The sequence below is a fragment of the Psychrobacter sp. T6-5 genome, assembly GCF_052258485.2.
GTDB lineage: Bacteria > Pseudomonadota > Gammaproteobacteria > Pseudomonadales > Moraxellaceae > Psychrobacter.
In genome coordinates this window covers 1,939,440-1,954,231 of sequence record NZ_JBQQEY020000001.1, presented here as the reverse complement: position 1 = coordinate 1,954,231, position 14,792 = coordinate 1,939,440, and the positions used below count along the sequence as shown (strand labels likewise).

6 protein-coding genes are annotated in these 14,792 nt (G+C 43.1%); 4 read left to right on the top strand and 2 right to left on the bottom strand.

From position 1 onward, the window contains the following. The first annotated feature begins 60 nt into the window (after positions 1 to 60). The 3 genes from ACTXGK_RS23015 (at position 61) to recD (ending at position 11,377) form a co-directional block, all read left to right on the top strand. Complete coding sequence (locus ACTXGK_RS23015; RefSeq protein WP_443516248.1) at positions 61 to 4,560, top strand: exodeoxyribonuclease V subunit gamma; 4,500 nt, start codon at positions 61 to 63, stop codon at positions 4,558 to 4,560. A gap of 60 nt (positions 4,561 to 4,620) precedes the next feature. After that, positions 4,621 to 9,099 carry a UvrD-helicase domain-containing protein gene (locus ACTXGK_RS23010; protein WP_443516249.1) on the top strand — a complete coding sequence of 1,493 codons (4,479 nt, stop codon included), beginning with the start codon at positions 4,621 to 4,623 and terminating at the stop codon, positions 9,097 to 9,099. Between the two features lie 73 nt (positions 9,100 to 9,172). Beyond that, on the top strand, positions 9,173 to 11,377 hold the full coding sequence (gene recD / locus ACTXGK_RS23005) for an exodeoxyribonuclease V subunit alpha (protein WP_443516432.1): 2,205 nt from the start codon (positions 9,173 to 9,175) through the stop codon (positions 11,375 to 11,377). Between the two features lie 82 nt (positions 11,378 to 11,459). On the opposite strand, the gene ACTXGK_RS23000 is transcribed toward recD, so the two are convergent. Both ACTXGK_RS23000 and ACTXGK_RS22995 read right to left on the bottom strand, forming a co-directional pair. Beyond that, positions 11,460 to 12,023, bottom strand: coding sequence for a hypoxanthine-guanine phosphoribosyltransferase (locus tag ACTXGK_RS23000; protein WP_290176904.1), 564 nt, complete (start codon positions 12,021 to 12,023; stop codon positions 11,460 to 11,462). 92 nt (positions 12,024 to 12,115) lie between these two features. Continuing rightward, a complete protein-coding gene (locus tag ACTXGK_RS22995; RefSeq protein WP_371532171.1) occupies positions 12,116 to 12,784 on the bottom strand; it encodes a hypothetical protein in 669 nt (222 codons plus the stop codon). Between the two features lie 307 nt (positions 12,785 to 13,091). Between ACTXGK_RS22995 and ACTXGK_RS22990 the strand changes: the two genes are divergently transcribed. After that, positions 13,092 to 14,774: a carbon starvation CstA family protein gene (locus ACTXGK_RS22990; protein ID WP_443516251.1), complete on the top strand. Its 1,683-nt coding sequence runs from the start codon at positions 13,092 to 13,094 to the stop codon at positions 14,772 to 14,774. The last annotated feature ends 18 nt before the right edge of the window (positions 14,775 to 14,792 follow it).

The following is a 14,792-nucleotide window of genomic DNA, read 5'->3' as shown; positions in this document are numbered from 1 at the left end:
GTTAGCTGTAACCAACAGTAGCCCTCAGCGCTTACGCTTATTCCAATCAGATTATTGTCTATGTTTACTATCATTCAGTCACATCGTACCGAAAATCTCGTTGACCAGCTACTGGTGCAATATCAATCAAAGAGCCAGAATATTTTTGAGCCTTTTATTGTTATTGTACCGTCAATGGTATTGGGCGATTGGTTGGATAAAACCATTGCTAGCCGTGCTGGCATCAGTACATTGGTACGTACCAAATTTTGGGGTCAGTATCAGTGGACACTCATGCAGGATGTGTTAACTCGCCATAATGCCTATTTATTAGAGGTTAATCCTGACGCAGCAACCTTAAACGTGCCCGAAGTTGCCGTGCTGTCGCCAACGGTGATGCAGTGGCGACTATTCGGATACCTAACTTACTATCAATCGTCGATTGTCAATGATGACACGCATCCTGTGCACCCGTTGTTAGCATCTTTGATTGACGAGCCACAAGAAGGGGTTAAGCAAGATAAAGCGCAACAAGATGCCCGCATTTGGCAGCTGGCAAGCGATTTGGCAAGGGTGTTTAACCGTTATTTGACTCACCGTGAGGATTGGCTAGCGCTATGGTCGGACAACAAGCTGCTTGATGTAGATAAGCTAATCGCAGATAAAGATGCGTTGTCCCTACGTTTTGACCAGTATGCACGCGGTACGCCTGAGTGGTTGGTAGCGCATTATGTAGAGCTAGAGATTGCACAGCGCTTTTTGTGGTCGCAATTATTTGCTGATGTACATCAGCACCGCGTGACAATTGAAAGTACCTTTTGGTCAGCGCTAGAAAATAATAAGGCAAATGAGCGAGCCAAGCTACCCACGGTGCTGCGTATTTTTACAATCCAGCAATTGCCACAGACTGAGCTCGACTTTTTGCAGCGCCTATCGAAATATATGAACATCACGTTACTACACTACAATCCTTCAAAACTGTTTTGGGCAGATATTGTCGATAAGGCGTGGTTACAGCGCCAGCAGATCATTAATCCTGAAAGCGTATTTTTGCGTGATTATGGGCACAGTTTGCTGTCGCGTTTAGGCAAACAGTCTCGTGATACTTTTGCTATGCTGGCCAATTTGTCAGGTAATGAGCAATACCAAGAGGCGCTGGTGGAGTGGCAGGATAACTTTAGTGATAGATTTGATGACGAAACTGGTAGCGTCATCGATGGCAGCACCGGTAATAGTGATGAGGATGCTAGTTTGCAAACAGCAGAAAACGGCCCAAGTTTATTGCGCCGTTTGCAAAACGATGTGTTGATGCTTGATGAGCAATCAACACAACAAGCGACAGCCGCGAAAGTCTCAGAGGCCGTCAGCAACCAAATAGCATTGGATTTTGAGCAAGAAACGTCATGGTATGACGATGAGGTGCTAGAGAATAAGCGCTTCGAAAAAGACCGTTTTTGGGCTATCTCTTCTCAAGATAATAGCCTAAGTATTCATTCTTGTCATAATTTACAGCGCCAGCTTGAAGTACTGCGCATTATGATTGGACGCTGGCTAAATGAACCCATCAAAGCTGGTGAGAAAAAACGCCATATATCCGATATTGTGGTATTGCTACCTGATGTTGAGCGTCATCATGCGCTAATTGGCTCTATTTTCGTCAATGGCAGGGGACAAGATGGTCTGACCTTGCCTGCTAAGGTGACAGGTGTTGTCGATGCTGATATTCGCCAGTTATGGGAAGCGATTATCGGGTTTTATAAGCTGCTTGGCAGTCATAGCGCCCGTTTTGAAGCGGCTGAGGTTTTAGACTGGTTAATGCTGCCGCCCTTATTTGAGAGTTTTGGGTTGACCCATGAGCAAATGAGCCGTGGTTGTGATTTGTTGGTGGAAGCTGGATTTATCCGCGGGTTTGATGAGCTGCATCTAAAGCAGACACTAGACGTCAATGACTATGACTATCGTTTTAGCTTTGCACAAGCATTAGACAGATTGACTTTAGGGTTAATCATGCCAGAGGCGAGTCTGAGCGATTGTCTGTATCCCTTAGCTCAGGAGGAATGGCCAAGTACGGCTGTGCCTGAGATGAGCATACCGCTCGCGCAAGTAAGTCTAAACGATGCCATGATTGTAGAAGCGCTTTGCCGTATCTATGCTGGTTTGGTGGCAAGGCGTGATGACCACACACAAAAAATGAAAGCGGAAGATTGGCTGGATCAGATTGAGAGCCAAGTGATTCATCGATACTTTGGCGATGTTGATCAAACGCGCACGATGCGCGCTATCTATAATGCCATGAATGGTTTTAAATCAAGCTTACGTGCCAATCGTCACTATAGACAATACTCCAGTGGTGATACTAATAGGGTAGAGGTGGAGCAAAAGCTGGCAGGCGTCGAGCAATTGCCGCTAAAGCTGAGCTTTATGCTAGACAGTATCGAAGCTGAGCTTGAAAGCCAGCAAGTCAGTGCGGAACCGACGGGCGTGATCACTTTTGGTCGGTTTGGTGCGCTACGGAACGTGCCATTTGAGTTGGTGGTCATGCTCAATATGGATCTCTCTGAGTTCCCAGGGCGCGACCGTGACAACCGGTATGATTTGATGAAAGCGACCAATTCACGGCGCGGTGATAGAGTCAGTGAGGATGATGATAACGGGGCATTTTTGGATGCATTATTATGTGCGCGTAGTGCGTGTTGGATATTCTACAATGGTCAAAACCTGACCGACACCCATGAACACCTACCAGCTAACCCAGTAAGTGAATTATTACAGTTCTTACAAGGTGAGGTGCAGTGGCAGGTCAACTCGCTTGATACTTTGCCTGAAAGTATTGATCCAACGACAGAGAGTCTTAAGCGTTATTTACCAAAGCTTATTAAGCAGTGGCTGGTCACTGAGCATCCAGCACTACCTTTTCACAAGAGCTTGTTTGAAGCAAATATTGAAGGGGCTTCTGAGCAAAAGACTAATATGTCCAATGTCAATGCTGATCGAAGCAATACGTCTGATGATGTTAGGGATAGTAACCCTGATACTACTGCAGCCGATGAGCTAGATAGATTGCTAAATAAAGCCATGCGCAAAACAAAACTGGCTCAGAAAAAACAATTCCCTCCGGCGCCGCTGTGGCAAGCTGTGTTTGAGACACTACAGAAAAGAAGCTCTAGCAGGCATCCACAACTGATTGGTTTGCCCACAAAAACACAGTACGAAGCCATTGCTCAAATGCTGGGTCATAGCTTAGGTAGATTGGGGAACATAGATCATCAAATCGTGTCTACATTAGCCAATATGCTAGGACTGGATACTTCTGCTGCTGCTAATGATGTCAGTGATATAAATCAAGCGATGCGTGACGCTGTATTCAACATTGGGGAGATAGATGTCGAAGGTATGCTGGTGTATCAAGTGCGCCATCCTGCTAAAGCGTTTTTACGGTCTCAAAAGGTGCATGTGGTACAAGGTGAGGAAGCGATGGCGCATCAAGAGCCATTATTTTTGGATCACCTGACAACTTATCAGATTAAAGATCATTTGATTAAAGGGCTGGCCGCCGATAAGCGTACTAACAATACGACTCAGCAAGATAGTTCAACGTTGATGTATCAAAAGATCATACCAGCAGGGGTAGCGCGCCAAACCACATTACCCAATCAACAACAACAATTACAGCAGCAGTGTCTAGAATTTGAAGAACAGTTGATCGCTAATGGTTTTGGTGAGCGCGCTGTACCTAATGCAGGTAGAACAGAGGGTATGGCAGATTTGCAGTTACTGACACCCACTGCAGAGCACCCCGTTCAGATAGAGCTGGCAGCTGTACTTAATCGTGTAAATAGCGACGCAAACAGTCAAATAGACACAGAGGCATGGCTTAAAATCCTGCCTACCTCTATTAAGATAAAAGGTTTAGTGCCGCTGTTAACGTCAAGGCTATCACCAATATCAGTATCATCAGATAACTATGATAAAAACGCTCATATTCAGGCAGGTATGACCTATGCCGAGCAATCACCCAAGCAGTGGTTAAATATACTGCCTAATTCTGCCAGTCCAAAACACCTCCTTAAGTTTTGGTTGTCGCATTTATACTGGCAAGTAGCCAGACGCACTACGGCTGAGCAAGTGGCAGCAAATGATGGCGTGAGTATTTGGCGCTTTAATAAATCCAGCTCAAAAGTAGATGCCTACAAAAATTTCATCGCATTTAAACTAAGCCCAATCGTCTATGAAGATGCAGTGATAGAACTGATAAAGTGGGCGATTTTTGGCAATCTATCGGGTCAAACACCCATCACATTACTGCCTGAGTATGCGCTCAATTATCTGGCTAAGTGCTTAAAATCGCAAGCAGATGATAATGAAAATAGCAATTATTGGCCAAAACGAGCAGACTTCTCAGACTGGCTAAGACCTAATTATAACTCAGACATGGTATATGATACTTGCTCGCAGCATGCTATTTGGCAATACGTATTGCGTGATCAAGATGCCTTTAGAGCCTTATCAGCGGCGTTGACCACCTTGGCGCAACCACTGTATGAGCCGATTTTTACGGCACTAAAAGGATTGGATAGCTAGTCCTTAATAACGCTTTTATCCTTTTGATCTAATAGATAATAATTAAAAGTATACGTCCATATGACAGATTTTACTGACACAGCCAATAATATTGAAATTTCTACACAACCAAATTTATTTGATGAGCACTCAGATGGTATAGCTAAGCCCAAGGCAAAGGAAGAAGTGCCGCCAGCGGTTGCTGTTGCTTTAACGGGTCGTCATCTTATCGAAGCCTCAGCGGGTACGGGCAAGACTTGGACGCTGACAGGCATTGTGCTGCGTCTCCTGATTGAAGCACGGCGTGCGCCAGAGCAAATCATTGCCACAACCTTTACTCGAGCCGCCGCCGCCGAAATGCGTCAGCGCCTCCACGACCGTCTGGTAGAGTTCTATCAGCTATTACAGTGGGTCAATAACCTGAGTGCAGATACCAATAATAAAAATAACTTATATCCCAACCTATTGCAGGTACTGCCTGACAGTGACGATAACAATAAGGATAAACTAGAAAGCAATGACTCAAGTATCGAACCAATTGCTCAGACAGACGTTGATGAGTTCAATCAAGATATTGAACATGATAAGCAGATGGCTAGGAAAAAGCGCGCACAGGTAAAAAAAGCGCGTGAAGATTGGTTGAAAGAGCAAGCCAAACATGCACGCTTAAACGCCATCATGGACGATCCCATTAACCTACATTTAGTCGGTTATCTATTAGATCATGTGTATAGCTATCCTATGGCGGAGGCGATCCGGCGTACCGCATTAGTATTAACCACGTTAGATAAACTGTTTGTCGGGACGCTCGATAGCTTGGCGCAAAAGTGGCTGAAAGAGTACAGTAGTGAAACCGGTCATCAGCAAGGCATGGCGATTATCGAAGACAGTAGTATCGAGCAGGTTACCGACAGTATTATTCATGATGAGCTGCGTCAGTTTCAAAGCCGTTTATATCACGAGCAGCCCAAACTGTATGCGCTTATGGATCAGCAAGGTAAGCTGACAGCAGTAGGTGATCATAAAAAATTCGTTTCTCGCTCGCTGAATTTTATTTCTGCGCCGATTGATGAGATAAAACTAGATCAAGGTTTTGATTTTGATGCGTATGAAAAGCTGATTCATGAGTTTGCCCAGTTAGATTTGGCAGATATTCAGCCCTATCTAAATCCTGATTACAGGAAATCTCAAGGATTTAATGGGCGTTCCAATCTATTTAAACAGTTCGATGCACTTGTTGATGTCCATCAAAAGATAGCGCAATATCAGCTAGCATTTAACAGCCATTTGAATGAGCGTGACAATAAGATTCTGACCGCTTTACAAGACGCCAGATATCCAAATGAAGATGGCAAAATTAAAAACTTCAATAAAGATAGAGAAAAAGAGCACCAGACCCTTTTTGAGTTAGAGACCATTAGTAAGTTAATGGCGCTCTTAGATATGATCGAAAGGTTAAATCAGCATATTTTATTGGTTCTAGCCAACCTTAATCGCCATATCGTGCTTGCCGTACGTAACAGACTGCCCATCATATTAGAGGAGCGAGGGGACACGACCTTTAGTCTGCAAATGGTGCGCTTAAACCAAGCACTAACGGGTCGGCAAGGAGATAAGCTGGCGCGTTATATTCGTCACCATTACCCAATTGCATTAATTGATGAGTCGCAAGATATTAATGGCGAGCAGGCCATTATGATTGAAAGCATCTATTTGCCAAAGAGTAAACGCAAACAGTCAGATAATGACAAGCAATCCACCACCAAAAAGTCCAACCATGAGTTTTTGCTACTGGTTGGTGACCCAAAGCAGGCGATCTATGGGTTTCGTGGTGGTGACGTGACCAACTATAATTATATGAAAGCACAGTTTGACAAAAGTACCATTTGGACGCTCAATACTAACCGGCGCTCCACCCTTAGCTTGATTAATGCACTCAACTGCTGGTTTGGTATACCTACAGCAACAACTGCTGAAAACAAGCTGGCGCAGCTGGGCAGTGGTATTTATTATCAGCACAGCAAAGCCGCAAAAGAGCAGAGTAAATTGTCTTGGTTCAAAGATTCAGGCGCAAAAGATAGTAGCTTGGTGACTGACGTTCTCTCTGCTCAGCCAGTGAGTGTATTGCACCTGCCTAATGGTAAAGAGGCAGAGCTTGATTATGATGAGTATGAAATCACCGCTCGTCACATTGCTATTTTGCTCAGTAGTGGTCAGACATTAAACGATCAGCCAATTCAGCCCAGTGATATTGGGGTGCTGGCACGTACCAAAAAAGATTTAAAGCAGGTTGAAGACGAGCTGGTCAAACTGGGCGTGCCAACCCTAACTACCAGCGATGTCAGCATCTTTGAAACGATCATGGCAGAAGATATCGCAGCGCTACTTAGTGCCATGCTATACCCGTATCGTCATGACATGATCAATCGGGTCTTAACCAGCCATCTATATGGACTGAGTATCAAAGATATTAAAGCCATGATGACGGATCATGAATCAGGTGTGGTTGATAGTGACGACAGACTTAATACTATCAATCCAAATAGTAGCGATGTTCAAAATATAGAACATAAAAAGAGCTATCAGGATTTTATTACTTATCTAAAGGAAGGCGCACAGCGCTGGCAGCATTTTGGTATCTTATCGGCGCTACATTACTTACTAGATAAAAGTCCCATACAGTCACAAGGTGTTTGGCAAGCACTAGCCGCTCATCCAGAAGGCGATCGATATATCATGGATTTGCGCCATGTGATGGACGTATTGGCACAGTATGGCCTAGGTATGGGTGAGCATGAGCTGTTAGCTTGGTTTAGACAGCACATAGAGGCTGCACCCAACAGCGATTGGGCTAAGCAGTATCCGCTACCCACAGAGTCTGGCGTGCAGCTTATGACTATTCATAAGTCAAAAGGACTTGAGTTTCCCATCGTCTATGTACTGGGTATGGGAGATGCTAGTAGGAAGTCAGGTAATAAAGAAGAGTATGGACTGTATCTATATAATGCTCAGCAAGCGCCTTCAGCGTTAGTGCAGCAATCAGCAGAGGGTCAGTCAATAGGTAATCAGCGCCGCTTCTCACCATTGCAGGGCTCTGCTACTGTAGAGGACTATTATACCGATATCGAAACGAAAGAAGGCTTTGATGAGCTGCGACGACTTGGTTATGTGGCATTTACGAGGGCTAGCGAGCAACTTTATGTGGTGTTGCGAGATCCTAGTAATAAGACAGCATTTGAGTTGAAGCCAGTATTTTATTGGTTTGACTCTCCAGACGCAAAATTTGAATTACCTGATAGGCTAAAAGGCACGATAGGAATGCTCAGAGGGCATAATATTAATGAGTTTTATAATAGTCATTATGCTAAAACAGTAACGTCGACAGATACCAAGCTTACCATCGAACCCACGACACAAGCGATTGAGTATGTTTCTTTTGCTGAGGTCATGAAAACGAACTATTTTTATGGTTGGGCTAAGACTAGCTTTACCGCTTTGGCCCGTCAGCTAGACGAATCAATGCAAGCAATGGTGGTTGTTGATGAGCGTATTGATGATGCGATAGACATTGATATGGCAGACGCTTCAATGTTGGTTGAGCCTTATCCTAATAGCAGCCTTGATAGTAATGCGTCTTTGGAAAAAATCGATGAGCTAAGTCTCAAGTCAGAAGAGGATATTCGCTTCACCTTTATCAAAGGTGCTAATGCAGGTACATTTTTGCATGAGATATTCGAAAAAATTGACTTCAAAAACAAATTACAGTGGTCTGGGGTGATCGATAGAGCGGTGAGTAGTTATCAGTTGCCGCTGGTGTATAGCAGTGCTGAACATCAAAGCCGTAGGTCACAGGGGAGGAGAGAAGGAGAGGATGACTCATTTCATCCTGACTCAATAGACACGACAAAGCATGAGGCATTGATTACTTGGGTTGAAGAAGTGCTGAGTACCCCGCTATTGGCCTCCAATCAACCCTTATGTGCTCTGGATGCAAATCAGCGATTTGCCGAATTAGAATTCAATATGGGTTTGTCAGAGCGCTTTAAAGCAGAAGATATCAGCAAGCTATTTCAACAGTATCTACCGGATGAGACAGACAAACATGTCAATCTTGTTCCGCAAAATAGAACGCACTTGTATCGTTATTTACGCGGTGAGATTGATTTAGTATATGAGCATGCTGGCAAGTACTATGTGGTCGATTATAAGAGCAATTTTTTAGGAAATAGCCTAGGCGATTACAATGAAAACACCCTTAAAAAAGCCATGTCCAAAGCAGGATATTGGCTACAGGCAGCAATTTACCAAGTAGCGTTGCATCGATTCCTTTCAATGAGAATTGCTGATTATGTAGGCAATGAAGCCAAATATTTAGGAGCGGTAGAGTATGTCTTTCTACGAGGGGTATATGACCCCAACGCTCAAGCAGCTGCTACCATATCACAAGAGGCTATTAAAACGAGCGAATCTCCACACAACGGCCGCTATGGACTCGTGACTTGGGATATTCCAATCGATTTTATCAAAGCTTTAGATGCGCTATTTGGTGTACCTGATTAGTAGATCATACCTAACGACTATCATTAACCAAAGATTCTAAAAAGATCAACCAGATCAAAATAGAGACAAATATATCATGAGCAATAATAATAAAAGCAGTGCAGCAATAGGCTTACAAGAAAGCTGGGCCAGTAATATCAGTGATTATATTTTGCTACGCCGCGCGCAAACGCGTATAGCGTACGACGCGACGGATGCAAAAGCGAATAATGAGAGCAAACAGGTAGATAAGACAGAGGACGGTTATTTATTTAACGCATTGTTCATGATGTTAGCGATGCATCTGGAAGAGGGGCATACCGTATTAACCATTGAGGCCTTTGAGAATGAAGACGTGTTGCAAGGTGAAATCAATAATGAGTCGGTTACACTATACACTTGGCAGAAACAGTTATTAGAGATGCTAGCAATGCCAATATTTGCGCTCATAGATACTAAATCGAATACTCAACCAGAAGATCAATCTACTGCCGAAACGTCGATATTTGTATTGCTAAGCACATTATTTGATAAGCGGGATCAGCTATGGGTGCAGTTGGCGCTGAGTAATCATGAAAAGGACATGCTGACTAAGCGTTTTGATACGATTGCTACGGTATTTCAGCTACTGAAAAATACCGATTTTACTTTTTTCATGAACCTAGTTGATAAGCATGATTTGTTTGCTGAGGTTAATGCTAACACCAATAGTAATAATGAAGAAAATAGCCTAAGCAATAATAATCAGCCTATCATTTACGGCATGACTAACAATCAAGATTCGACAAACTCCATTACTTTTTGGCTACATCGTGCATGGCAAGCCGAATTTAATTTAGCAAAAAATATCAACAATATCTTGGATCAAAAAGTAAGCCCTTTACCAATAGCAATACCTGAAAGTCTTCACGAAAATCAAATAAAAGCGATTAATGTCGCTAATAACAACGCGTTTAGTATCATTACCGGTGGCCCAGGAACAGGCAAAACATATACCGTTGCTCAGTTAGTTATTGCACTGCAACAAGCGACAGAGAGTAGAGGGGAGGATTCTGAAAATATTAGATTTAGTACGGATAGTTCGAGTCTAGCATTAGCAGCGCCAACTGGTAAGGCTGCACAGCGTATGCAAGAGTCTTTGCAAGCGGCTTTGGATATAGCGGGCATTGATTTGCAGCTGCAAGAAGCCAAAACTATTCACCGTTTGTTAGGTATTGGGCGGACGGGCAGACCTCGTTACAATGCCGATAATCCACTTGGCGAAGATATTATCATTGTTGATGAAGCATCAATGCTAGGGGTTGAGCTGGCTAATTACTTGGTGAGTGCAGTAAAACCAGGGGCAAGACTTATATTGTTAGGAGACGCTAATCAGTTGGCGGCAGTCGATGCAGGCGCAGTATTGGCAGATTTATGCCGTATACCATCTCTACAACTCATTCATGCGGAGCTGACTGAGAGCCGCCGATTTGGCGCGGACTCAGGTATTGGTAAGCTGGCTACTCAAATCAATAGAGCAGAGACAAACCCTCAAACTATTTGGCAATTATTAAGGCATGACGATGCCTTGAGTTTCCAATACGTTAATACGTTGCAAGTAGAGTCTGTACCAAGCAATCAGATAAAAAATAGCCTAAGCAATAAAAGAAATATCTCGAAAATCTCGAAAAATTATCAAACATATATAAGAAAGATTAAAAATTTACTAGAAAGTCCAATAGAAAAATCTATGCCAAAATCAATAAAAAGCACTATTGCATCATTAATGAGAACATTTAGTGAATTCAGAATATTAACTGCTGGCCATAATGGAGAGTGGGGCGATCATTACATTAATAATTATCTCACCCAATGGCATCTCACTGAACTAAAGCTTCCACTGGGTCAAAACACATGGTTCCACGGTCGCCCTATTATGATTTTGCAGAACAACTATGAATTAGGATTATTTAATGGTGATATTGGTTTTTGCTTACAGACATCAGATGACAGAAGTCGATTGGAAGTGTTTTTTGAAAATAAGACACAAGGAATTGTGGTCAATCTACTAAACGAGGAGGTAATCGCTACTGCGTACGCTATGACGATTCATAAATCGCAGGGGTCTGAATTTGATCATGTCGCTATTACGTTTGATGATAGTCATGCAAGGTTATTGAGCAAGGAGCTTATTTACACAGCGGTGACTCGCGCCAAAAAACAGGTAACGATATACAGTACAAAACACGCTTTTGAAAAGGCCGTTCAAACACCGACTGAAAGACATACCGGTCTGTCCCTACAGTTTGAGTACTTATGATTATCATTCTGAGCATAAAAAAAGCATCCAATTTGGATGCTTTTTTTGACCTTAAATACTGTTAGTCACTTAGAGGTAAGACTTAAACCTTATCTTCTTTAATAGCATAGATACCTGGCAGGTGACGCAAGTAACCATGGAAATCCATACCGCAGCCATAGACGTAACGATCTGCGACATTAATACCAACGAAATCAACATCAAAGTCGGCAACTTTGCGGTCATGCTGCTTGTTTAGCAGCACACAAGATTCGAGAGATAATGGTTTTTCTTTATTTAGTTCCTCGACAACAGCCTTTAGAGTGATGCCTTCATCAAAAATATCATCAATCAACAGTACGTGCTCGCCTTCGATACTCACATCAGGCTTGAATTTCCAATCAAGATCGTTAGTACCTTCATTGTCACGATAGCGTGTCGCATGGATATAATGCATGCGATGATAGAAGGTAAGATGCGTCAATAGTTGACCAGCTGGAATTAATCCACCGTTCATAACAACCATCACAATTGGGTTTAGACCAGCATAGTGTAAGTTGAGCTGAGCAGCCAAACGCTCATAAGCAGCCGCTACTTCTATACTGCTGATTAGGCACTCTGAGTTACGTAATGTTTTTTCGATTTCTTGATTGCTGATTTGGGTCATCGGGCGCACCTTTGGTGAAAAATGCCAAGTATTTTAACAAGTTTTGGTAAATTTTCCCAATGTTATATGACCATTTGGTCGAAATTTAGCAATTACTCTGGTTTTTCAATGATAAAGGGACGGTAATAATTCGCCAAACGATTGAGCGAGTCATTTGGTAGATCAGGGAGTAGTTTGTTAAGCGCCATATTCATCCCTTTATCAATTGCAGACTTGGCAACTGGCACTGATTTGCGTTTGATCATACCTAACTTTAACGTTTCAGCGTAGCGGCTGACAAAGTGGGTTAATGTCGCGTCGTTCATGGTTTCGAGCGCTGTTTTAAACTTGGCTCTATCTACATGCTCTGGTGTGATAGCAGCAAAGCCTTCGACGATAGTTCTAGCATCTGTTTCTGACAACTTAAAGCCAATACGTTTTACGCCTTCATTATCAATAAAAGTTGCCTGGTCTTTTAGAAAGTGAAAACTTGGAAGCACTTCTTCGTTACTTTCTTTACCAAGTAAGATATTAAGGAGGGTATCGGTTGAGCGTTCTATCATGGTGACTATTTTACGCATCGCGGCTTGGCGTTCAGGGTTGGGGATAATCTCTACCAAACCAACTAACAAATTGTCCGTTAGATCACGAGCTGTCTGATGAGTGAGCGCGTCGCGGTAAGGGTAATAATCTACTTGCTCATTTGAAGCAACGACTTGTTCGGCCTCGCTGATTAATACTTTTAATTTATCTGAAGGTACGAATCCAAAATAATGTGCCATTGTGCTTCCTTTATTTGTTGTTTTTCATGTCTTACTTGCGTTACATTTGTCGTGAAATCGGTTACCATTTAACCAGAATTTGAAACAAAGATTCACCACGCTATATGCTATTTAGTGACGCACCATCATTGTGTAATGCAAAAATTTGTTGGCTAATATTTATCACACATAATTTTTACAATTTATTCGGTGACAGGTCGGGTTATATGAATGACTCGCTGCACACTAATTTAGCATATTTTTTATATTTTGATTTAAAAAGCTTGAACTTATAAGACTACCTACTACTTGTCTAGGGAGAGATAAGATGAATAGTGCTATTGTACTGATATTCGGCGTTGCTGCTATGCTTTGTGGCTACGTGTTTTACTCAAAATTCATTGCTACCAAAATTTTAGCATTGGATAACAGTCGTCCCACGCCAGCGCATACGATGAAAGACGGGGTCGATTATGTTCCTACCAATAAATATGTACTATGGGGGCACCATTTTACCTCGGTGGCAGGCGCTGCACCGATTATTGGTCCCGCAATTGCGGTTATTTGGGGCTGGGTACCTGCCATCATTTGGGTGGTGCTCGGTACTATTTTTATGGCTGGTGTACATGATATGTCGGCCATTTGGGCAAGTATGCGCAATAGAGGTCAATCGATTGGCTCTATTGCGGGTACGGTCATGGGCACACGTGTCCGCAGTTTGATGATGGTTGTGATTTTCTTGTTACTATTGATGGTCAACGCGGTGTTTGGTGTTGCTATTGCTAATATGATGATCAAAACGCCATCCGCTGTATTGCCTGTTTGGGGCGCCTTGGTGGTTGCCTTTATCATCGGTCAGTGTATTTATCGCTACAAGATGAATTTGGTTTGGGTATCTATTCTCGGGGTAAGTGCTTTATATGGGCTGATCTATCTTGGCCCTATGTTCCCGATTGTGTTACCTGAGACCGTGATGGGCTTACCTGATAACGCTGTATGGATTCTTATTTTATTCGCCTATGCAGCGATTGCTTCGTTGTTGCCCGTATGGATGCTGCTTCAACCGCGCGATTATATTAATGGATTACAGTTATTTGTCGGTTTGATTTTATTGTACGCAGCTATCTTTATCGGCACGCCAAATATTGTCGCGCCAGCAATAAACACAGCACTGCCAGTTGGCACGCCATCATTGATGCCGCTGTTGTTTGTGACTATTGCTTGTGGGGCGATATCAGGATTCCACGGATTGGTCGCGACAGGGACGACGTCTAAGCAGATTGATAAAGAGGAAGATGCGCGTTTCGTTGGTTATTTTGGTGCGCTAGGCGAAGGTATGCTGGCACTCGGTGCAATTCTAGCGGCAACCGCAGGTTTTGCTACCCTTGGTGATTGGCAAGCGGTCTATCAAAAATTTGGCGACGGTTCTATCGGTGCTTTCATTGATGGTGGTGCGACCATATTAAATGCGGGTGTTGGCATCGACATGGTACTATCACAGACGATGCTTACGGTCATGGCCGCATTATTTGCAGGTACGACCATGGATACTGGTGTGCGCTTGCAACGCTATATTTTCCAAGAGTTCGGTGAGTTTTATAACCTACCAGTCCTCAATAAAAGCGTGGTCGCAACGTTACTTGCTGTTGGCAGCTGCTTGCTATTAGCATTCGGTGCCGGTGGCATTGATGGTGCTGGTGGTATGATTATCTGGCCGCTATTTGGTACGACTAACCAGTTAATGGCAGCGTTAACACTAATGATCGTAACGGTTATTTTGTTACGTAAAGGCAAACCAGTTTGGTACACTTTAGCACCATTGACATTCCTACTGGTCATGACCGTTTTCGCACTACTCATTCAGCTCAAAACTTTCTTCACTGATGGTAATTGGCTGCTTATCATTATGGATATCATTATCTTGATAGCAACCATCTTAGTAACGTTTGAGAGTCTGTCTGTATTACGCAAAGAATGGTCGATACACAAAGGCAAAAGCGGTGACGTTTAGACGCTAAACCATACTAAA